This window comes from uncultured Tissierella sp., from assembly GCF_902479755.1.
Classification (GTDB): domain Bacteria; phylum Bacillota; class Clostridia; order Tissierellales; family Tissierellaceae; genus Tissierella; species Tissierella carlieri.
This window is the reverse complement of the sequence record NZ_CABSQO010000008.1, coordinates 17,861-40,183: the sequence shown is the minus strand read 5'-3', so window position 1 is coordinate 40,183 and position 22,323 is coordinate 17,861. Positions and strand designations below refer to the sequence as shown.

Below are 22,323 nucleotides of genomic sequence, written 5' to 3'. Positions count from 1 at the left end.
CCCCTAAACCTTTACTCTTACCTTCCCAGTAAGGAGATCTTGCATAAGACCTTGTTTTATTTCATCTAATTTTTTTAAATACACTTGTTCAGTAACAATTAAATTATCTATCTCACAAAGTTTGCTAGTAATTAAATCTTGCTCTTGTTTACTTGGTATAGGTATAAATAGATCATAAAAATCTTTGTGTTTCAAATCAGGTATCGTAGTTACTCCAGCCCTTGATGCAATATAATTTTGCACTTTATCTCTATTTAAATAATAAATTATATAATCTTTACTAACTAATTCTCTATTATAATCAACTAGGAAAAAGTTATTGTGAAACACACCCTCTACACCTGAAATAACCTGACCTGTATTTCCTGTCCTTGTCATCAATATATCATCTTTTTTACAAATAACACTTGGATTTGGTGATTCAATGTACTCTAAATAACTGGAATTTCCAATATTGTTTAAGTATTGAATTGTAATATAAATATATCTATTAGGTCCTTCACTCTTATATCTGCTTGATATTGGTATTTGCAAGCCTTGTCTCAAACTACTAATATCTTTAAAAGTATCAAGAACCCATTCTTTAGGGATATAACCATACTTTGTCTCCTTGTATAATTCTGATGCTTCTTCAAAACTCGGTCTCAATTCCCCATTAGGTTGTATCCCTCTACTAAACAAATCTTGCATTAATCCTTGCTTTATACTTTTATATTTATCAATTAATTCTTCTGTATTATCTATAGACTTATCAACAGTCAATAATACATTACTTATTTTATTTTGTTCATCAAGTTCAACTGGCATAGATATACTAAATTTTTCAGTATCCTTTTTATTTACTTCTAAGAATGTACTACCACTTCCTAATGCTTCATACTTTTTTTTATAGAATTTCATTTTATAAAATAGAAACCAATTATCTACTAATTCGTTTGGCACAAGATTTTTGAACCCTTGATTCGTGCACATCTCAACTTCATTTATCTTAATTTCTCCTATGGTAGCCCTTGAAGTCATTAATAAACTACCTGCTGGTACCAAATTAGCAGATGAATTCTTTAGCCCATCTTCTGTAATATACTCCTTGGTATCCTTTATTGTCCTCTTGTTATCACTGGTTATATCAGTAGGAGTTGCCCAAGGAATAACACCACCTTCCCAATACTGAGTATTCGATCTATCGGGTGTTCCCCCACTGACTATATCACATAATTCATATAATGGCTTATATTCCCACCCTATAGGAAGGATGTTCGTATCTAAGTGAGTTATATTTCCTACATTACTATCTCTCATACAATATACCCCAATTCTTTCAGAAACTCATTTAACTTATTAGTCTCTTTATCTCGTTCCGTTAAAATACTATTTGCGGTAATCTTATATTTATCCCATAAATTATCCACGACATCAATTATAATTAGCAAATGTTCTTTCATATATTGCTTTAATACCTCTACTAATATTGAGTAAAAACGCTCTATAATAAGTTCTCTTGCTTCACTTTCCATAATCCGTTCTCTTGCCTGTTGTACTAATTCATCCCTTGACTTCTCAATAGCCCTAATTTCTGATCTCAGGGTTTTCATTTCATTTTCTAAAGCAGTATGTTTTTCTAGTCGTTTATCTATTTTATTAACTTCCTCATTTAAAAGAATTATCTCTCCTTCTACTATATCAACTCTTACTTCTATTTCATTAATGCTGTAGCCTAAATTGTCTAATTCTTCCTTAGTTAATTTCTTCATTTTCTTCAATGTATCTTTCAAAGGTTTTAATTCGTTCTTCTTTAGAGCCTTTATTTGTCCATTTAATTCTTTTTTTCTCTCTTTTAGTTCAGAAACCATCTCTTTTGAAAATACATCATCTTCTACTTCTTCATCTTGGTCAAAATCTTCACTTTCTTCTTTTTCCTCAATAGGCTCCTCATTAATAGCAAGCAATACTTCCAACTCTTGGAGTTTCTTTTTATTATTTCTCAATTTTTCAAGAACTTCTGGAAATTGTGCTTGCAATATTTCTTCGTCAGGAATTAATTCTGCACTCCAACCAGAAGCAGATATAGATTTCAAATCTGTTGCAACAATGTGCCAAAAACTTACAAACACACCTTCAATTTTATGCATATCTAACATTTTAACTTCAGACAACTCTATTACAAAGGTTTCAATAAACTCCTGCCTTAATGCAAAAACATCCTTTGTAATAGGCAGGTTAATAAGTCTTTCTTTACTCTTATCCCACCATTTTTCAAGTTTGTATATCATTTCTTTCTCTTTATACACTACACCATCAGACTTTTGAATAATTTCCTTTATCTGTTCTTTATCTTCTATTTCATCCTTAAACAAATAATAACCCTTATCCTTTTCATAAAATATTAGGGATATATCCAATCCGTGGGCAGTAAATACTTCTTCCTTAATATGTACTTCTTTTTTAGGTATTCCACCGAACAAATGAGCCCTTACATCGTGGGGTTCAGGTTCTGGTGAATTATCTACATACCTACGTATATTTAAATTATATCCTTCCTTCGCTAAATCTGCTATAGGAACAAGCCTTGAATACTTTGGAACTTGCATTTTATTTCTATATACGTGGATAATCTTCTGCAAGTCTTCAGGACGCAAGGAGTTTTGATTTTTTCCTTCTCTATATTCCCTATCAGCATTCATGAAAAGAACTTCTTTTCTCTCTTTGGCTCCCACTTTATTGATAACAAGAACACAAGCCGGGATACCTGTACCATAGAAAAGATTAGGCGGTAATCCTATAACTGCTTCTAAAATCCCCTCTTTAATAATCCCCTCACGGATTTTCTTCTCTTCTCCACCACGGAATAATACCCCGTGAGGCATTATAGTGGCCATCTTTCCATCTTCCCTTAAACTTGCAATCATATGTTGAACAAACATCAAATCTGCTTTCTTTCCGTTTTCCGGACAGAATCCAAACCTGAACCTCTCCTTAAATTTCATATCCCTCTTGCTATAGTTTTGAGAAAAGGGTGGGTTTGCAATGACTCTGCTAAATTTTTTTAATTCTCCACCTGCATCAAGGTGCATTGGATTTTTTAAAGTGTCACCATTACGAATATCTGCTGTAACAACCCCGTGAAGTATCATATTCATCTTACAAATAGCCCAAGTTCCACCATTGTCTTCTTGACCGTACAATCCCAAATCCCTTGAGTCTCCACCCATCTCTTCAACATACTGCTTAGATTGGATTAACATACCTCCACTGCCTACAGTTGGATCATATACGGTCATATGTTGCTGAGGTTCAATAATATTTACAAGCAACCTAACAACCTCAGAAGGAGTATAAAATTCTCCTCCCTTTTTACCAGAACTATCAGCAAAATATTTTATTAGATATTCATAGGCTGATCCTAAAAGGTCTGGAAACTCAAAGTCCTCATTTCTCATAGGGATAGTATCAAAGTGCTGAATAAAATCAACTAGCACAGTATCGTCTAATGTCCTTTTACCAATCTTGCGATTGAAGTTTATTCCCTTTAAAACATCTTCAAGGGTATTTGGATTTTCATCTTCAATAGCCGAAAGTGCCTTATTAAGACCATCACCAACATTAGACTTTAAGTGACGTATACTTTCCCATCTTGCTTCCTCAGGTACAAAAAACTTATATTTATTCTTAATTTTAAGTTGCTTATCAATTAATGACTCTGGTAAGCCTTTTTGTTCATAATCTTCACGTAATTCTTCTCTTTCTGCTTCAAACTGGTCTGAAAGTCTCTTGAGGAAAATCATACCAAATATAAATTCTTTGTACTCACTGGCGTCCATTTTTCCTCTTAATATATCACAGGCTTCTAACAAAAGCCTTTCTAATTTTGCTAAGGTTAATCTTTGTCCCATATACACTAACTCCTCCATATTTTCGTGTCATTTTGAACCTGCTGGTTTATTATTCCTAATTCTTGATATAAGTTTTGTATAGCAGTTTCCCTTTGTTGTTCTGCTTTTCTTATTGCTTCCTTATAGGTTTCTTCATTTTCAATAATGCGTTGGGCCAAACTTGCCTGCTCCTGAATATCAACTTTCGGAATCATTAATCCTTCTAAATTCCTTGAATTTATTACATTTACAGATGTTCCAGTTTGTAATCCTTCCAAAAACGTCTTTCCTAAAGGACTATCTAAGTAAAATTTAAGTAGATAGGAATTATATTTATTCTTTTTTAACCTTATAACTACAAGATTACCTGATGCAATAATTGGCGGTAAATCTCCTTCAACTACTGCAGACTTTATAACAGTTCCCCTTGCTGATAGGATAACATCTCCTTGTTTAAGTTCATAGTTTTTTATCCATCGCTGCTGAGGTTCTACCAATGAATTATTGTCTAAAGTAATCCCAACCTCGTTAATATCACTCAGGTTTAAAACATAATGACTCTTATCTTTTCCATTCTTAGCACGCTCAAAAGTAGTTTTAGGTATCTGTACTCCCCTAAAAATTTTTTCTGCTACATCTCTCAGTTCAATCATATTAGTTAATCTATCTTTTAAATCCTCTAATCTGAGATTCTCAATTAAATTCAGGTTGTATCCGTGTTTTCTTACAGTATCACAAATAATGAACCGACTAATATCTTCCATACATAAACCCCTGTGGTATATATCGGCAATATATTCTAATTGCTCCTCACTAAATACTTTTTGACCTTTTTCTTTTTTTACTTCAATTCGACTTGCATCAATTAGTAATATTTTCTCTTTTCTACTTAACGGTTTATCTTTATTAAAAACAACTATATTGACAGGGATATTAGTAGTTGCATAAAGATTATCCGGAAGTTCAATTATACATTCAATCAAATCATCTTCCACAAATCCCTGTCTTATTTTGTATTCATTTGCTCTAAATAGTGGTCCTTTAGGAATGGTTACAACCGCCTTGCCATCATCCTTTAAAGAGGCTACTATATGCTGTATTATAACCCACTCTACTAAACTCTTGCTTGGCACGCCATATTTAAATCTGCTATACGAATCGTGCATTGCCTCCTCATATCCCCAAGAGCGTAACCCAAATGGTATATCAGAAAGTATATAATCTACTTTCAACATTGTGTTTCCTTGTATGAACTCTGGCTTTCTTATAGAGTCACCTAATCTAATATCAAAATTTCTTACACCACTTAATAGAAAATTTAACTTGGCTAATAAATAAATCTTACTATTTTTCTCCTGACCATAGAACTGTATGCTATTTATATTAAAATCTAATTCTGTGGCACTTTTATGTACTTCTATTAAGTTACTTCCAATGCCTAAAAAAGGATCTGCTATTTTAGCATTATCTTCTATATTAAGAAGTTTAGCCATAATGCTTCTTATACTATTAGGGGTAAATTGTTCTCCATCTTTTCTTAATAAAATCTCCATAACCCTTTGTATGAAGGCTCCTATAGTATCTTGGACACAATCTATCGCTGAAACTTCTCTAAAATATTTTTGGAAATGACTCCAACAAGTCTTTTCAGAAACTTTATATATTTTACTAAAGCAGAGTTCAGAAAAGATACCATTAAATTTAGGATTCATTTTTTCTATATCCTGTCCTACCATCATCAACTCTTGGGAAAAATCAATAGATACCCTATCTTTATTTTTAAATTTACGAATATCAGGTATAATCCAGCCGTAATTTTTTTTAGTTTTATCTAACCAAACTATAGTAAATAAACCTAAATCAAGTAGCAGTCCATCTTCAGAGTTAATGATACCTTTAAAATCATCATTCAATTGCAATGTAAGTCTATATAGGTTTTCATCTAAATTGTTCATTAAGTCTTTAGATACTCCCTTCTTTAGGTATTTGTAATACCTATTTTAAAAACTTTAAAAAAATATATTCAATTTAGCATAATAATAATATCATATTAATTTAGGTTTTGTAAATACCTAATTATATCTTTGGTAATCTGCTACTAAAAAACTAAAAGGCAAAACACTATCAGTGATAGCATTTTACCTTTTAGTTATCAGATTTGCTTAAATATATCAAAAACCTCCTCTGGTATGTCTTCATCCCTATCTTTCTTATTTTCATCTATAGTTATATTCATTTCTCCTAGAACTTCCCTCAATGCCTGCTTAATTACTTCTTTACTAATATTCTGATTAACTATTCCTTCATTGTTAAGCAGTAAATCTACTACATAATCTGTCTTGTGTTTTTTTGAAGATAGTATTGCATATGCTTGCATATCTCGATCTCTTCTTAAATCGAAAGAAAGGTTTATACGTTTATAACTCACAACTTCACCTTCCTTTTTCTACACTTTGCCTTGTAAGTGCCTCATATCCACGGACATTAGAAAATTGATCCAAAAACTCAATATACATTAACTTATCTCTATCTTCTATAAATTCCTTTAATAATAATGAACCTCCTCCCATAAAGATATTTGGATTAATCTTCATTTCAAATCCGTGCTCCTTTAACTTATCTATCAACTCTTCTGTAAATATCTTAGCCTTCCTACAAACCAAGTCCTTCAAATCTTTATCGATAAAACAAGTATTGCTTCCCATCAAAATCTCCTCAATCTGTGCCTCCTGTATCTCCATCCCCAAAGTTAACACCTCTTGCTTTATATCATTGAACAGATATACTACTCCAGAGGTAAGACTTATGCAAGACTTAATATTTAAGATACCTTTTTCAACAACAAAAGCATCCACAGAATAACCGCCGATGTCAATGAGGTTTATTCTTGAAATACCTTTATACTGATTGAAATAGGGCATTAAACCAGCATACCCTTGAGCCCATACATAAGCATCTTTAATATTTACTTTATAAGGACTTCCATTATAAGTAAACTCAATATTATTCCTTATAAAGTAATTCTTGAACTGCTCTTTATTAGAAGAGTAATGTATAATTGGCAAACCTACAGCAAGTATAATATCTGCCGTATTACTACCTTTATAAACCCCTTCTAAAACTTGTGCTATAGATGGCAATGATAGAATAAAGAATTTATCATTAACAGTCTTGTTGATCATCAATGGAAATCTATCAGAAGCAATAGAATAAAACTTTCCATCATATTCTGTTAACTGTTGTTTAACAATTGGAGCAGTATTTGATTCAACAAATCCGCTATTGTATTGGGTAATAATATTTTTAATTGCTTTGTTTCCGTGATCAATACCAATAATAATGTTATTGCTTTCTTCCATTTGTAAAATCCCCTTTCATTTGTTTTTAGTTCCTAATGGAACCTGATTAATTTTTGATAGAACATTTTAGAACCTAAATAAGTTATCATCCCTTCTTTCTATTTTGAAAATAAAAAGAGGAATCATAATATGGATTAATATCCTTTATGTTCCTCTATCTTTCTTGAGTAATTTATTTACATTTACTTATTCAACAAAACTACTTATACTCCTTGTTTATTTAAAATAATCTTCCTTCAGTATTTTAGGTTATTGAATGACACTATTACTATAGATTATTTCCCTAAAAAAGTATGTAGCCGGCTAAAAAGCCGGCTTAATACTAATATTAAAGGGACTTCACATATGACACTACTTTGATTATAACTACCGACAGACTTAATTCTGCAAATGATTTGCACCACTCAAACCACTGCAATAAATAATGCTATAATTTATACTATAGTAACACCCCCTAGTTAATTTGTCTCTAGATTATGCTATCTGTATGGAAAAGAGATTATGGATATTTATAACCTTAAATAACTCCATAAACCCTCTATCATAAGTGTATAATCCATACTTATCTCTTAAACAAATCAACTTAAACTCCTGCTTTTTCAGAATTCTAATATCATATTTATTTTTTATGCATTTATCCCAAAATACCTGAAATAACTTCAAATATTGCGATATACACTCATTATGATTAAATGTTATGCATATCCATATATTTTCCTATTTAATTCTTTTTTTTTATTTTTTTTGCTATTATGAGTCCTTTAGTAGGTATTTTTTTCGTGACGAAATAAATGAAAAAAATGATTTTAGTAAAATCTTCTATATTATCACGAAAAATTTATACATATTCCATTAAATACTGAATGCTTTTTTACTTTTTATCGAAAATTTAATAATAATATGAAACTGATTATTTGTGAAATTAAACTGATTAATGCTATTTTTAATGAATAAATACTATATTTGCTTCTTTTCGCTATCATATCTAATTAATTCATTTTATTTCTATTTCTTTCATTGATTATTCTTTACTAACGAAAAAAATACAGCATTTCTCTTTTTTCAATATAGCACTTTAATAATATCTTTGTCTTAATAACCAATAATAATATTTATTATCTATTATTAATTATTGCTAACTGTTCCTAATAGTTAATAATAGATATTAAATCTTGATAAATGTCTTGTGAAGAAGTTAAGCCTTTATTGTTTAACTCTTTGATAATCTATTAATAACTGTTATTACTAGTTATTATTGATTATATATTTTAATAATCATTAACAACCATTATTATTTATTAGTAACAGTTATTATCTGTTATTAAATATAAAAACCACTATGTAACTTTCGGAATATCTGCACAAGGCATCACTACAAAGTTCACAGTGGTTCTCCAAATCTATATTAAACAAAAGAAAGGAATGTCAGTAACTACTATATTAATTATATCAAGATCTAGACGAATACGCAGCCCCTCAATTATGTTTTCCTAAGTTCATCCAACATTTTAATGTTGGAAATAAGAATAATACTAAGATTAGCCCTAATGTAAAGAACGCCTTCTTCCCTTCTAATATCTCAAATAGTTCTATTACTCCTGCTACGCCACCTACTATCCCTGCCACAAACATTAACAATATTAATATTATTTTTATTTTCAATAGAATCCCTCCATTTTTTACTTTAGTATACCATCTTCTAGTTACATTTTCAGGGCCATATGTTAAACTTGATATCCTAATTCTAAAATGTTATGATGTAACGCATAATACAACAAAGGAGGCGGTTTTCATCCTATGGGATTTCCAATTGATATTACCGATATAAAAGATTATATTAATGTTGAAAATTTTACTTTAGATTTGCTCAAATCTAAGGAATATCATTTACGTAAAATGTGCTTCTGTTTACTAGCATCACTGGAGGATATTGTCTTAGAATTTGATAGAAATGAGAAGTTATTTTCAGAAGAGCGTATGCTTTGGGTTGAATTTTTACAACTACATTATCAAAAATTAAACTATAGCCGTAATATATTAAAGTCGGTATTAAAAGATGGAATAATAGAAAAAAATGATCTTGATTTCATAAACGAATCAATTCAATGGGCGATAGAATTACTAAAAGTTATATTAGATGATGACGGAAAAAGAGTTAACTATATCAATATAATCATCTCTGGATGGTTCTACTGCAGTCTTCACTATTATATAAAATCTATTGATGCATATTGTGAAAAGAAGTTCAATTTGGTTCAACCGTATATTGAAAATCGCCGTGCCTTAAAGATTATAGAAGAAGAACGCTTAACAATAGACCAATTACACAAAGAGATTACAGAGCAAAAATTAACTAATGAGACACAGTTAAATGAGAATACTCATAAAAAATTGCTTGATATGTGGTTTAGAGCATTAGATTTCCTAGAAGAACTTGTCTTGGAATTTCACCCTGTTAATGCTATGCAATAAAACAGACAGGTGGCAGCCTGTCTATTTATTACATATTAAAATTATTTATTACCTTCTTTATATGTCTTTAACTCGTTATTAGGTATATGAATAAACTCAGCCCCCGGAACAGGATAATTACTTAACACTAAAACCTTACAGTTATTTCTTAATGTTCTAGCCCTTCCCACGGTTTGTACTAACTCTGATTCTATCATATAGAATTGGATTTCCCTCAACATATCATTGTTACTGTAGGTTTGAAAATAAAATCTATAATTTCTCCTACTTACAGGCTGGTAAGACATAATACAGTCATCAATTCTTACTTTATATCCTAATGCACTGCTAAATAGAAAGTATCGTAAGGGGTTTATATGTGGAGTACCTATAATTGATATATTTTTACCAGAAAGTTCATCTCGTCCAGCAGTATTAAAAAAATTCCAATCCGGATCACTTATATCATCAAATATTCCCTTATAGGTTATAACATAACTATTAGGATTATGCTGATTTATTAACTCCACAGCAAGATTTTGCATTGCATCATAGTCTCTATTGATTGAGTATCTGCTAAAACTTTTATTGGTTATTTGTAATATTTGACCTTCTTGTTTCACTTCCCCAATATCATAAAAGTTTATATTAGTTCCAAATACTTGCTTTGCTATATTTTCATTTATAGTAGCACTTAGGATAATTATTTTTTTATTTAATGGCAAATTACGTTTATTAATAAAAAATATATATTCTGTATTTTTATAACTTCTAGTTTTCACATAACAACTGGAATTTAAAAAGCCTAAAACATTTGTTTTTATGCCACTATCATTAACAATAATATCTTCAATTTCTTTGGCAAACCACATAAAATATGAGGGTGTTTCTTGAATAATTCCCTCTGGAGCATTATTAATTTCGTTCAATATGTTTAACACTGTCTTTTTGGCAGCATCAATCTTAGATACTCCTGCTATTTTAGCATAAATCAGTGCAAATTCTCCTATTAACATTTTATCCATAGGAAACATAGCATTAAGAATAATATCTTCATCTATTATAACTGTATCATTAAAATCCTTGTACGATAATAATTTCTGATGTGTGGTTATTATAGTCTGATTCTTAATATCTTGAGATTTCTTTAATTTTCTTAAGTATTCTTTAATTTCTTCATTATCTCTAGCCAAATTTTTAAGATATATATTCGCTGCTTTATATGATCCTGTATTATAGAGTCTCTCAATTTTTATTTTGTCATCTCTACTTAGTTCTGGTAATTCTGGAGTCACATAGTGTTGTACGCCTTTTTCATATAATCTTTGACTAACTTCATCTTTTAGTTTGTGAGTAGGTACCGCAATTGTTAGATTTCTATCGTTACAGGCATTAATATATAATTCAGTTTTTCCAATTCCTGTCGGAGCCTTAATTATAAAAATACCTTTTTCATCACTATCTATTATATGATTAAAAGTATCTTCTAACTCTTCTTTTGCCTGTTGAAGAGATTTTGTTTTTCTTTCTCCCATAACCATAATCATACCACGAAACAATTTCCCTTGAAAAATTAAATTATAACTATGAATACACTCGTCTTTAAAAGGACAAAAGTTATCACAATGACAAGGTGCATAATCTGCCTTTATAATTTGATTTTTCATCGCATTCCAACTATCTATTTTGCTTGAATACTCTGTCCTACTATTTATAATCTCCTTTACTTTAGCAGAACCTCCATCAATTTGTAGAAGATTAGTCATTAATCCAAACATCTCATTATGATACAACCAATACTTTCCTACAATTGCTTCCCGATATAATCTACAATTATCATATAAATCTTCAAAAGAGTAATCCCTTATTATAGATCTCTTCTCTTTAGTTTTATCTATGTCAAATTTAAAATCAAATTCATTTTCTATTGTAAAATAGTAATCTTCCGTATTACCTTTGCTAAAGTAAATAATATAATTCCAATGACTATTTTTCACACATTTACTACTATTATTAAAGGGATCCGCCTTTTTTTTAGTCATAGAATTATAAACATTTTCTCCCTCTTCATACTTAGTCATATCTTTTTCATCATTAAATATTGAAATCCTTGGATAACCGTTTAGAATGTTTATTCCCACAGACTTACAGAATAAATTCATATCTCTACTAGGATTTGAACTATTTCTAATGGCAGTACACACTGCGAGGTACAAATTTGGTACTGTTATTACATTATCATAACCCCTGTAAACAATCTTCTTACCTCCAAACATCATTCTTGCTGCATCTCTTGTCATAGGATCAGTCTCAGGAAATATTTTCATCAATGCTTTTTGTATAAAATTCCTCACTCTTATATCATAAATGATTTCATTTAGTACGAATACTACCCTGAATTTATCGTTATTTTTAGAACTAAATGTTGTATATATAAAACTAGGAAATAGATTATACTGGTTACACCTTTCTAATAACTCTTCCACAGAAATTCCATTATCTATATCTAAAGCAAATACTTGTTGACAGGTCCAAGAAGTGTTGCTTCTTATACCATTATTGAATATAGCACCTGAAAAACTTCTTCCAAATGGTTGAACAACATAGTCTGCAAATTTGCTAATCTCTAACTCTTCAATACATTTGGCTATTCGATTTGATATATTAGCCGTTTCTAATTTTGTTGGTTTCTTATTAAAAGTTTGTGTATCTAATGATATCCTAACTTTCATTGCACGCCCTCCTTTGTTTAAAAACAAAGGGCTTGCTATGTTAGAATACTATAATTATTTTTTTCTTTATGCTTTATTAGAATGCTTTCTTGGTATTATGTTACATACTATTGATATTTCATTTTTTGCCCTGTTATAATGATTTATAATCTTTAATATTTGTGATTAGTACTTATCCTTCTTGAATAATATCAGAAAAATATTTCTCAATTTCTGCTAATTTATTATGTTTTGATAACCATTCAAGGGCTTCTCCTTTAGTTAACAAAACTATTGTTTCTATCCCTGTTCTACCATTCCCATATGACTCACTGTACTTTGACAATGCTCCCCCAATACCGTGAATGAAAAATTGCCCCTTTTTTGATTTATATAGCCCTTCATATTCATAACGAAAATTGCTTCTGAAATAACCATTATGGTATTCAGCCACAAATTCAGCAGTTTCAGTGTCATACACTTTCTTATTAATTATTTTTCTCATTAAAAACACTCCTTTCGAAAAACAACACAAACTAATACATATTAATTAATATTTTCATTCATAAAAATCAAAGAAGTAGCCATATTCATAGCAAAAATCTTCGGATGTAGTGTATTCATATGGAGAGTCACTTAAATTTCTTATTTTCTGTAAATTCATTTTTGCTATCTCTTCATCGTAATCAATATCTTTTAAAATGAATCTGTTTTCCTCCATTTATTTACCTCCTTTAAATTCTACTTCTTAAATAAGACTCTACACTTGTCTGCAGCAAAGCAAATATAAAATCCAGTAATCCTGATTCCTTGTGTATCTCATCTAAATATAGTTCTAGCCTTGGGCGATTTTGTTCATCATAAAAAACACCCCATAAGTAGCATCCTGCGATTGAAATAAAGTCTTCTCTTACACCCTCTAATGTGTCATAATCTGTTATATTACAAATGATTCTCTTTCTGTTTTCCAAATCATATGCAATTATTTTATTTTCCTCAACTACAAATCTCCACATTAATACTTCATATAAATCTTGGTTTGTGAACTTCTTTCCTAATACTTTAATAATTTTTTCTTCATTCATCCAAGATTGTCCACTTTGAAAATTAAACATCTTAATTTCTTTTTTTACATACTCATAAACCTTGCTAGACATTTAACTCCTCCTTAGATTCTATTTTCTAATATGGGTATTCCATAAGAATTCCTTTGGAATTTGATTACTATAAGCATCTTTTATCTTTTCAAATCCTTCCTTTAAGAGCACTTGTTCTTTCTCCTCGTTAATTTTAGATACTTTTCTGAATTCATATTTTTTTGTTTCAGAATTGAATCTTCTATAGATCCCATAGAAGAAAGACCTATAATTATTAATCAGTATCTTAAAACCAAGATCTTCTGCTAATTCTTTAATACCAGTTAAATCTGATGCTCTTGCTATGACCCCTGTTTTTTCATTAGCATAAATAATTGCCATTTATTCAACCTCCTTTCCAAACAGTCACAACATTTTTATTTTCATACTAGGTTACACCTCCTTTTAAGAAAACAAAAACAGAGCAAAACACCAGTGTCAAATAACACTGAATAAATTTTGCTCTGTTAGAATTCTTTATTTATTAATTATTTAATTGTCTGTACCTAATCGATAAAAAAATATTTTGCTTTGTATATTATATATATATATTACCACAATTTCTTGCTAAGTAACATTACAGTTTAGTTACATATCTTATAAAGATATTTATCAACCTATTGACAAATAAATCATTAATTATGAAATCTCTAGTTTTTTATGCTTAAATATTAACTCAACATTTTTCATTTGTCAAATATTTATATCAATATTTTTTGAGATATTTGTCAAATCAATGCTTCAATTACTTTTTAACTCCCAATCGCCTTATATAATCATAAACTGTAGTATGTGTTGTCCCCATTATCTTTGCAACCTTTGGCACGCTATTATATTTTAATAATCGAATTAATTCTTCTCTCCAATAATCCCCGTAATCCACAATCCTTGAATACCTATATCTATCTTCTATTTTCTTATCTGGACCACGTCTTAAATAAGAAAAACCACATTCTGGACAAGTAAAATATCCAATTGGACTTTTAGTTTTATAACTATTCCTAATTTCTACATTCCCAATTACTTCATTTTCATATTGCACACAAACAGGATTTAAACAAGGATATGGTCCTTTACCAAAAGGAAGATACTCTATATTATGGTTAAATAGTACATCTGGAGTTAGACCTAAAAACCTCATAAATAATATATGCTTTAATGGATCTTCTATAGTTGCCTTGTCCCATCCCATCTTAAAAAGCCAATTACAATTATTAGTTTTAGTGATTGTATTTTGTGTCATTTGAAGTATATCATCACTCCAAAAGGCTTCAAAATCAGTAATAAGATTTTTCTGGCGTATACCTCCATTCACTGTAGCATACTCTAATATCTTTAACTGATCAAGATACTGCTCCTTTATGTTTGTTTTAATTTCAGGATTATTCAAAATCCATTGCATATCCTCTGCAATGAGCAGTAATTTCTCATAGATTTTAGGTTCATACACAATCTCACTTTCAACAATGCAGTTTTTCTCAGTTGCTGCTACGTATCTATATTTATTCTCTTCAAATGATACACCACTAGAATAAATAGGTGTTTTATGAATGGGACAAATATAGATACCTCTCATCTGGTGAATCCTATGCCAATATAATTCGCCATATCTCTCTAAATCTTCTTCATTACATTTTGGGCAAAATCTTAAGAATTTATTTTCAGCCAATGGGTTTATAATACTTGTAATTTTATTATATATCTCAACATCTCCATATAACATATACTGTCTTATTATACTCCTATCCTCGAGCCTTAAAAAGGCTGTATAAAACGGAAATAGTGTATGTTCGACTATTAGCCTGTCTGCATCATAAGGACTATTTAAGGGCATATTTTGGAGCAAATTAGCCAATAGTGTTGGGAACTCCAGACTACACACTATACGATTTACATTAAATAGATCTCTTGCAGTTTCACTACCATTAAAGTTTGGACTTTTATCGTGATATCTAGCAAAAACACTATATAGTATCTCATCTCGGTACGGTGTAGGAAAAAATGTCATCATACAACTTCAAATCCTTTAATTAATCCGTAATTTTTTAATATCTCATAGGTAGTTAATCCTTTTCCTACATCATTTTGTACTATAACTCTAATATCATTTTCTGCACTTGGAGGTATCTTCTTTGTTTTAATTTTTACTGGCTTTTCATCACTTTCTACTTCAGATGGTTTAGGAGTAGTGGGTATTACAAATTTATCTTTAGGCGACTCCTCATAATTCAAATCAATATTTCCAGTGTATATGTCAGGATATTTTGCCATCTCCCTTACATTCCCTGTACGAAGAGCATTTAACATTGGTTTTACTAACCTTAAACTTTCGTCAGCCACTTGTTTGATTAATTCAGGGGTTATAGTCTCTTTTCCACTTGAAATTGCTTTTGTTTGAGCAAGGACATAAAGTTTTACTGTTATATCAATTATTCCTTGGGATTGGTCATATAGAGTATCTATCAGTTCGTCAGTCAATGCAGTAGGTTTTTTAGTCCATTGATAGCCCCATATTGCGTTTATAAGTAATTTAAAGTTGATATCATTATCTAACCTTTCAAATACCAAATCTCCTTGTCCTGAGCCCCTCCTAGCCTGTCTAAACTTTCCTTGTAATACCCCCATAGCCTCAGGAGTCCCGATTAACAATACTGGCAATCCTATAGTATTAACTAGGGTAACGAAGAAGTTCAACATTCTATCGGCTCCTCCAGATTTGGATTTACTAAGGTTTTGTATCTCATCAATTACTAAAAGACCTAATGAAATATTTTTGGCTATATTAGACATAGCGACAAGCATATTATCAACCGAAAGTTTACCGCTGCCAAATCTTGAATAGTAGTCAGTTTCTAGTATTTCATCAATCTTATTAAAGAATGATAAGCATAATCCTTTAATGCTTCCATCGTAAGAGCATTCTAGTCTTAGGAAAACTACCTGATATCTTGAAAGTTCTCTATCTTTATATTTGCTATGGACAATAACTTGTGGATACATTGTTAATATCCTATTTACAACAGTGGTTTTCCCCATACCTGAGACTCCTAAAAGTGTGAAAGAGCCTGCGGTGCTACGATAATGGTTTGAAACATAGGCTTTATCCAATATATTTCTCCCTATATATCCTTGCCGTATAACCCTACCTATTCTGCTTTCTAAATCTAAATGTATCATTAGAGGCTGAAAGACATCATATAAACGCCCAACAAGATGGGCTCTGTATTGACTATCTAACTGTCTTTCCTCTTTATCATAGGGAGGAAAATATGCTATCTTTGATACTATTTCATTTGAAGATGTAATTTCAGGTAATGCTTCTATAAATGGATTTCCTTTGTATTCTGAAATAATCTGCTCCTTGTACTCTGCATTATGTATCAAATCCCGCACGGTCTTTTCCCTCCTTTTGTGCTTTTAATAGTAATTCAACCATATCCTGTTCTGTATCGCCATAGGATTTTTCTTCAACTACTATCTTAGGCTCTTCTGGTCTTATTTCGATAATATTTTGCTTTCTCTCCTGTTGCTTCTCAAAATTACGATTATCTCTGATATTCTGAATACGCCTCTTTTTACTTATACCTTCTTCAACTTCATTTTTAGTATCATCTTTTGCCTGCTCTATAATATTCTCTATGTCTTCTAATAAATTTATCTTATTTTGCAATTCTACCTTCTTTGAGACTTTAGCCTGCATCTTCTCATATTCTAGTAGATAGGTTATTTCTTCAATTGCTTTTTCCCTGTATCTTGACTGATGTTCTAGTAAAAAACACTTATCAAACTTTCTACCATCTTCGTGCTTAATATAAATATAACTCATATCTCTTGGATCATATGATATGTCAACTTTCCAAGCCCCATTGTTTCTTGCCTTCTCAAACCATCGTTCCTTTACTGAAATTTTAGAACCAAAAAGCATACCTTTAAATTTTATCCCGTGCTGTGTTACAGTTGCTTTGTCATTTGGTAATAGATTTAGTTTCAATAAATCTTCATTGACTGTTCTTAACCGTCCTGTTCGATTAGCAATGCCCCACTCCCAAATTAACTTGGGTATGGGCTCTACTCCGTCTGCAATCATATCTTCACTTCTGGTATAATTATTTAAATAGTGGTGATTGTTGTGATATAATACACATTTAATTATAATTTGAGTAAATTGTTTTAAATCAAGAGTTGCTGAGAGCCTATAATCTTGCTCTCCTCTTTCACGATACTGGCTTTTGATTACTCCGGGCAGAAGCGGTTTTGTATGTTGATTTAGTGTATCAAAATACCTCTCGATAATTCCTTTCATATCACCTCTATAAGGACTAGTATTAAGAATTTTTATTCCAAAGGCTGTTATTAAAGATTCTATATTTTGTCCTTCTAATTCACCTCGATCTGCTATAATTGCTTCTGGAAGAGTACTACAATAATTCCACTCATCATTATTAATCTCTATATCGTACTTCCTGCAAAATGACACTTTGTCAGTAGCAGCATTGATTAAGGCGATACTTGCTCCAATCCAACTGGGTCCTTCCAAAGATATATTAATTCCTACGACACAACGTGAAAATACATCCATAACAGTATAGATAACTGGCCTTCCTATAATCCAATTGCGATTATATTGGGACACTAAATATACATCCCCCACAGTTGCATCTATTTGGAATATTGCTCCTGGACCAAATGCTTCTTCAGTAGAAGACCCTGTAAGTCCCCTATGTTGTAACTCATATCGCTTTGCACTTTGTCTAGTTGATACTTCCTTTTTGATATTTCTTTCCTTATTAAACCAATATCTGAATTGTCTTAGGGTTGGAATATCATCATTTACTATTCCATTTTCACTAAAGTATTCCTTAATCATAAGTTCATAGGTTAATGTCAATGTCTTCTGGGATGAATTATAATAAAATCTATTAAGAGCAGCATTGAAAATTTTTACCGTCTCTGGGGTAATAATAAAAGTATTCTTGATTACTTTATCACCTTGTGTCTTCCCACATTTATAATAGTCAGGTAGTAAGGAGTTTTTATGCATACCTCTCTGCCAAAACCGCTTTAAATATCTCATAACAGTTGCTTCGTGAATACTATCAACATATTCTCTAACAAGTTTCACTCGCTTATCAGGGATGTATATGTCAGGTTCAATAGTAACAATGTCTTTAATGGCATTATAAGCCTTATCTCTTATGGCTTTATGTTTAGGCAGGATATCCTCTTCTTCTTTAATTATTATATATGGTTCATTTTCCAAAACAAATATAGTGCCATCATTTAATCCATTCTGAATAAAGGTTTCTGAAACTGTAGTAGGCATTGAATTACCGTAAATATCTATTAGATAGATTACATCTTTATAATAGTATAGAATTCGTTCATATCTTTTACATTGGTTTGTTTCAAATAGAATCACACTATTGATTGGAAGCATATCTTGCACTCCAATCAATGATTATTTTCGGATTACTTTTTGTTATATCTATTGATTCATTCATTTCAATAGTTATAAATTTTGATGCTAAAAGATATTTAAATATGTATAGCCCTGTGCCATCAGATACATTATTTTCTTTATCAAAATCTGAAGTTATTTTCCTTATTGAATAATTACTGTCTCTAAATTTATCAATTAGAATGTTACAATAATTCTCCAATAAATTTTTAGTTAAACCCCTTTCTTCATAGGTATATAGACTCTGATGTATCCACTCTATATTTTTTACCATTTTAATAGGGATTTCTTTTTGAGTAATTATTCCAAAATCAACTTGTTTTGCTGCCCAATATCGTCTTTCTATTTCTAGTCTTTCTAATACAGACTTTTTCTCTAACTCGCTTGATGATTTTACTGACCTTGCAACATTTTTATGATTCTTTAAAGTAAGCAGGAATGTAGTAGTAAGAATATATGGAGGCTCTTCATTAGTAAAGAATTCTTGTTTAATGTCTTTATTCTCTTTCACTACCTCTACTAAATCTAAAAGTGGATAATGTTCTCTAATATCTACCACCTCATTGTCCCATTCGAACATATAGAAACATTTCGTTTGTATATCTGAAAAGAAATGATGTATTCTATTAGTTTTCCAGCCTTTCACACGTGATACCCTGCCCTTTGACGGAAAGTCTTGTATTGAAAGCCAAGGCTTGTAAGAGGCTAACTCACCACTACCACGATTTTCAGATAAAAACCTTTTATACTTAGCCACAGTCCAAGTAGTATCTCTTTTCGCCATATAAATCTTCCTTTCTTTCATACTTCTTGGATGTGATGTTAACGTAGAATATAAAAGATTTCAATATATATTGTCTATTAAATATTTCTTATTATATTATTTTATCTAAAAACAAAGGGATAGATATTAGAAGTTTTTTTAGAAATTCACTCTATTTTTTATACTTTTTATTTTTTCTACTATGTCCAGTTACACACGAGTTTGCTCACGTAGTGACAAAGTTTGCTCGTCTGGTAAGCGAGTGGTTGCAATGCATCTCGCCCATACGTAACATTGAGTGACAAAGATTGTTCGTGGGTTGCATTTACTTAAAAAATAGAAAAAAAGAGATAAAAAATGAGAAAATGACAAGCGAGTTTGCTCGTGAGCAGTGAAGAATGACAAAGTTTGCTCGTGGAAAAATAGGAACAATTATATGAGATGTAAGTGCGATATGCATAGGGGAGGTATTTACTTATATTTTTATATATATTGATTTTACTGGGCTGCGGGGGAAAAAGTTGTTTGGTTATCTGGGATGTTTGTGGCGGGGGGGATATTCTTTTGCACAAATAAAAGGCGCCAGATTGGTTTCCCAGTCTGACGCTCTGTATCTTTCGTGAACAAACTTTGTAATTTTGAACCGACTCTTTTGTAAGTCGACACCAATTATCTCTTACTAAATTGTGGTGATCTTCTTGCTTTCTTAAGACCGTATTTCTTTCTTTCTTTCATTCTTGAGTCTCTTGTTAAATGTCCTGCTTTTTTAAGTATAGGTCTTAACTCTTGGTCTGATTCTATTAGTGCTCTTGCTATACCATGTCTAATTGCACCAGCTTGACCTGTGAATCCACCACCTTCAACATTTACTAAAACATCATATTTATCCATAGTTTCAGTAATAACAAGTGGTTCTCTTGCAATTACTCTTAAAGTTTCATAATCGAAATATTCTCCGATATCTCTTTTATTTATAGTAATATTACCGTTCCCTGGTACTAATCTAACTCTTGCTACAGAAGTCTTTCTTCTTCCTGTTCCAAAAAATTGTATATTAGCCACTTACAGTCCTCCTTTCTCGTGAGCATTAAAATTCGTATATTTCAGGTTGTTGAGCTTCGTGATTATGCTCAGTTCCACTATAAACTTTTAACTTCTTAATCATCTTTCTTCCTAAACTATTTTTAGGAAGCATTCCTTTTACTGCTAATTCGATAGCCATTTCTGGTTTTTCTGCCATCATTCTCTTATATGATATTTCTCTTCCTCCTCCTGGATATCCAGTGTGGTAGAAATGACTTTTTTGTTCTAACTTTTTACCAGTTAATTTGATTTTCTCTGCATTTATGATAATAACAAAATCACCAGTGTCTACATGAGGAGTATATATTGGCTTGTTTTTCCCGCTCAATATTGTAGCTACTTCTGTAGCTAATCTTCCTAACACTTTGCCTTCTGCATCTATTACATACCATTTTCTATCAACTTCGTTTGTTTTAGCCATAAAGCTTTTCATCATTTTCCCTCCTTATACCAACGTTGAGTAGTCAAGGTTAAAAAAGTTCCGGGGCTTTTTTAAAACACTCTAATATATTCTAATACAAGTAATTATCTATGTCAAGACGTTTTTTAATAGTATAAAAAGTTTTTATCAAAATATTATAGATAATTTTTTTGAAATCCATATAGGCTAAGTTCTTTCTGAAAATAAGAATAAATTAAAACCTTCCCATTCGTTATAAGAAAAGCGTCTATCGACGCGTTAAAAAGTAGCTTTTCTTAAAATCCATATAGGTCAAGTTCTTTTTTTAAAAAGAACAAGTGAGAACTTTCCTATGGATTATAAAAAACTTTTTCTAAAAATAATCCTTGTGGCGGGGCTGTTGGTCCTGCCCCTTCTCTCCTTCTATCTAAGATTATCTTTGGTAGATCCTGTTTTTTTATCTTTCCATATCCAACGTAAAGCAATGTACCTACTATTATCCTTACCATGTTTCGTAAAAAACTATTTCCCTCTATATTAAATTCTATTAAATCTTTGTTTTTTTCTATTGATATATTATAGATTGTTCTGATGGTACTATTTACATCTGAATTTGCAGCCATAAATGTAGCAAAATCATGGGTTCCTATCAAATATTTTGAAGCATGAAACATTTCGTCTATATCAATATCGTAGGGCACATGATAAGAAAAATTTCTATATATAGCCCTTGGCAGTTCTCCATTATAGACTATATATTTATATCTTTTTTTTATAGCATCAAATCTTGAATGAAATTTTAAATCTACTTCTTCTGATTCTATAATAGTAATATCTTCAGGTAACAAAAACTTTAAAGCATATTTATATTTCTCTCCTGGAATATTTGAACTAGTTAAGAAATTTGCAACTTGTCCTAATGCATGGACCTTTCCGTCTGTCCTTCCAGAACCAATAAGTTTTACTTTTTCTTTAGTCGCCTTTTCTATTGCTTCCTCTATTTTCTCTTGTATTGTTATTGCATTTTCTTGTTTCTGCCACCCTGAATAGTTTGTACCTTCATATTCAATAGTAAGTTTAATATTTTTCATAT

Annotated in this window: 19 protein-coding genes; 1 reads left to right on the top strand and 18 read right to left on the bottom strand. The window is 30.8% G+C overall.

Annotated elements, in window-relative coordinates; genetic code table 11:
• Positions 1 to 3: 3 nt before the first annotated feature.
• From RDK80_RS06135 to RDK80_RS06110, 6 genes are all read right to left on the bottom strand, one after another.
• Positions 4 to 1,299, bottom strand: a complete 1,296-nt coding sequence (locus RDK80_RS06135; RefSeq protein ID WP_308523766.1) for a restriction endonuclease subunit S — start codon at positions 1,297 to 1,299, stop codon at positions 4 to 6.
• Entirely contained in the window at positions 1,296 to 3,890 is a 2,595-nt protein-coding gene (locus tag RDK80_RS06130; protein WP_308523765.1) for an N-6 DNA methylase, read from the bottom strand. The genes RDK80_RS06135 and RDK80_RS06130 overlap by 4 nt, the downstream gene beginning before the upstream one ends.
• 5 nt (positions 3,891 to 3,895) lie before the next feature.
• Positions 3,896 to 5,824 (bottom strand): N-6 DNA methylase, encoded by a 1,929-nt coding sequence (locus RDK80_RS06125; RefSeq protein ID WP_308523764.1) that lies wholly within the window; start codon positions 5,822 to 5,824, stop codon positions 3,896 to 3,898.
• Between the two features lie 197 nt (positions 5,825 to 6,021).
• Complete coding sequence (locus RDK80_RS06120; RefSeq protein ID WP_308523763.1) at positions 6,022 to 6,297, bottom strand: hypothetical protein; 276 nt, start codon at positions 6,295 to 6,297, stop codon at positions 6,022 to 6,024.
• Positions 6,298 to 6,301: 4 nt separating this feature from the next.
• Positions 6,302 to 7,228, bottom strand: a complete 927-nt coding sequence (locus tag RDK80_RS06115; protein WP_308523762.1) for a ParM/StbA family protein — start codon at positions 7,226 to 7,228, stop codon at positions 6,302 to 6,304.
• Positions 7,229 to 8,704: 1,476 nt separating this feature from the next.
• The gene (locus RDK80_RS06110; protein ID WP_308523761.1) at positions 8,705 to 8,890 is read right to left on the bottom strand and encodes a hypothetical protein; all 186 of its coding nucleotides are present in this window, start codon (positions 8,888 to 8,890) and stop codon (positions 8,705 to 8,707) included.
• A 135-nt stretch (positions 8,891 to 9,025) separates the two neighbouring features.
• On the opposite strand from RDK80_RS06110, the gene RDK80_RS06105 reads away from it, so the two are divergent.
• Positions 9,026 to 9,700: a hypothetical protein gene (locus tag RDK80_RS06105; protein ID WP_308523760.1), complete on the top strand. Its 675-nt coding sequence runs from the start codon at positions 9,026 to 9,028 to the stop codon at positions 9,698 to 9,700.
• A gap of 41 nt (positions 9,701 to 9,741) precedes the next feature.
• Here the strand turns inward: RDK80_RS06105 and RDK80_RS06100 are convergent, their stop codons facing one another.
• The 12 genes from RDK80_RS06100 to truA form a co-directional block, all read right to left on the bottom strand.
• The gene (locus RDK80_RS06100) at positions 9,742 to 12,411 is read right to left on the bottom strand and encodes a hypothetical protein (protein WP_308523759.1); all 2,670 of its coding nucleotides are present in this window, start codon (positions 12,409 to 12,411) and stop codon (positions 9,742 to 9,744) included.
• A gap of 172 nt (positions 12,412 to 12,583) precedes the next feature.
• The gene (locus RDK80_RS06095; RefSeq protein WP_308523758.1) at positions 12,584 to 12,895 is read right to left on the bottom strand and encodes a hypothetical protein; all 312 of its coding nucleotides are present in this window, start codon (positions 12,893 to 12,895) and stop codon (positions 12,584 to 12,586) included.
• A 54-nt stretch (positions 12,896 to 12,949) separates the two neighbouring features.
• Positions 12,950 to 13,111: a hypothetical protein gene (locus RDK80_RS06090; RefSeq protein WP_154440309.1), complete on the bottom strand. Its 162-nt coding sequence runs from the start codon at positions 13,109 to 13,111 to the stop codon at positions 12,950 to 12,952.
• Between the two features lie 13 nt (positions 13,112 to 13,124).
• Positions 13,125 to 13,547 carry a hypothetical protein gene (locus RDK80_RS06085; protein WP_308523757.1) on the bottom strand — a complete coding sequence of 141 codons (423 nt, stop codon included), beginning with the start codon at positions 13,545 to 13,547 and terminating at the stop codon, positions 13,125 to 13,127.
• A gap of 18 nt (positions 13,548 to 13,565) precedes the next feature.
• Positions 13,566 to 13,868 (bottom strand): hypothetical protein, encoded by a 303-nt coding sequence (locus tag RDK80_RS06080; protein ID WP_308523756.1) that lies wholly within the window; start codon positions 13,866 to 13,868, stop codon positions 13,566 to 13,568.
• A 403-nt stretch (positions 13,869 to 14,271) separates the two neighbouring features.
• Positions 14,272 to 15,537 carry a TnsD family Tn7-like transposition protein gene (locus RDK80_RS06075; protein ID WP_308523755.1) on the bottom strand — a complete coding sequence of 422 codons (1,266 nt, stop codon included), beginning with the start codon at positions 15,535 to 15,537 and terminating at the stop codon, positions 14,272 to 14,274.
• A complete protein-coding gene (locus RDK80_RS06070; RefSeq protein ID WP_308523754.1) occupies positions 15,534 to 16,919 on the bottom strand; it encodes an ATP-binding protein in 1,386 nt (461 codons plus the stop codon). Before RDK80_RS06070 ends, RDK80_RS06075 begins: the two co-directional genes overlap by 4 nt.
• Complete coding sequence (locus tag RDK80_RS06065) at positions 16,900 to 18,963, bottom strand: Mu transposase C-terminal domain-containing protein (RefSeq protein ID WP_308523753.1); 2,064 nt, start codon at positions 18,961 to 18,963, stop codon at positions 16,900 to 16,902. Before RDK80_RS06065 ends, RDK80_RS06070 begins: the two co-directional genes overlap by 20 nt.
• Complete coding sequence (locus RDK80_RS06060) at positions 18,947 to 19,768, bottom strand: TnsA endonuclease C-terminal domain-containing protein (protein WP_308523752.1); 822 nt, start codon at positions 19,766 to 19,768, stop codon at positions 18,947 to 18,949. Before RDK80_RS06060 ends, RDK80_RS06065 begins: the two co-directional genes overlap by 17 nt.
• 648 nt (positions 19,769 to 20,416) lie before the next feature.
• Complete coding sequence (rpsI, locus tag RDK80_RS06055) at positions 20,417 to 20,809, bottom strand: 30S ribosomal protein S9 (RefSeq protein ID WP_094901971.1); 393 nt, start codon at positions 20,807 to 20,809, stop codon at positions 20,417 to 20,419.
• Between the two features lie 25 nt (positions 20,810 to 20,834).
• Positions 20,835 to 21,263, bottom strand: a complete 429-nt coding sequence (gene rplM, locus RDK80_RS06050) for a 50S ribosomal protein L13 (RefSeq protein WP_216557452.1) — start codon at positions 21,261 to 21,263, stop codon at positions 20,835 to 20,837.
• Between the two features lie 317 nt (positions 21,264 to 21,580).
• On the bottom strand, positions 21,581 to 22,321 hold the full coding sequence (truA, locus tag RDK80_RS06045) for a tRNA pseudouridine(38-40) synthase TruA (protein WP_216557449.1): 741 nt from the start codon (positions 22,319 to 22,321) through the stop codon (positions 21,581 to 21,583).
• Between the last annotated feature and the right edge of the window lie 2 nt (positions 22,322 to 22,323).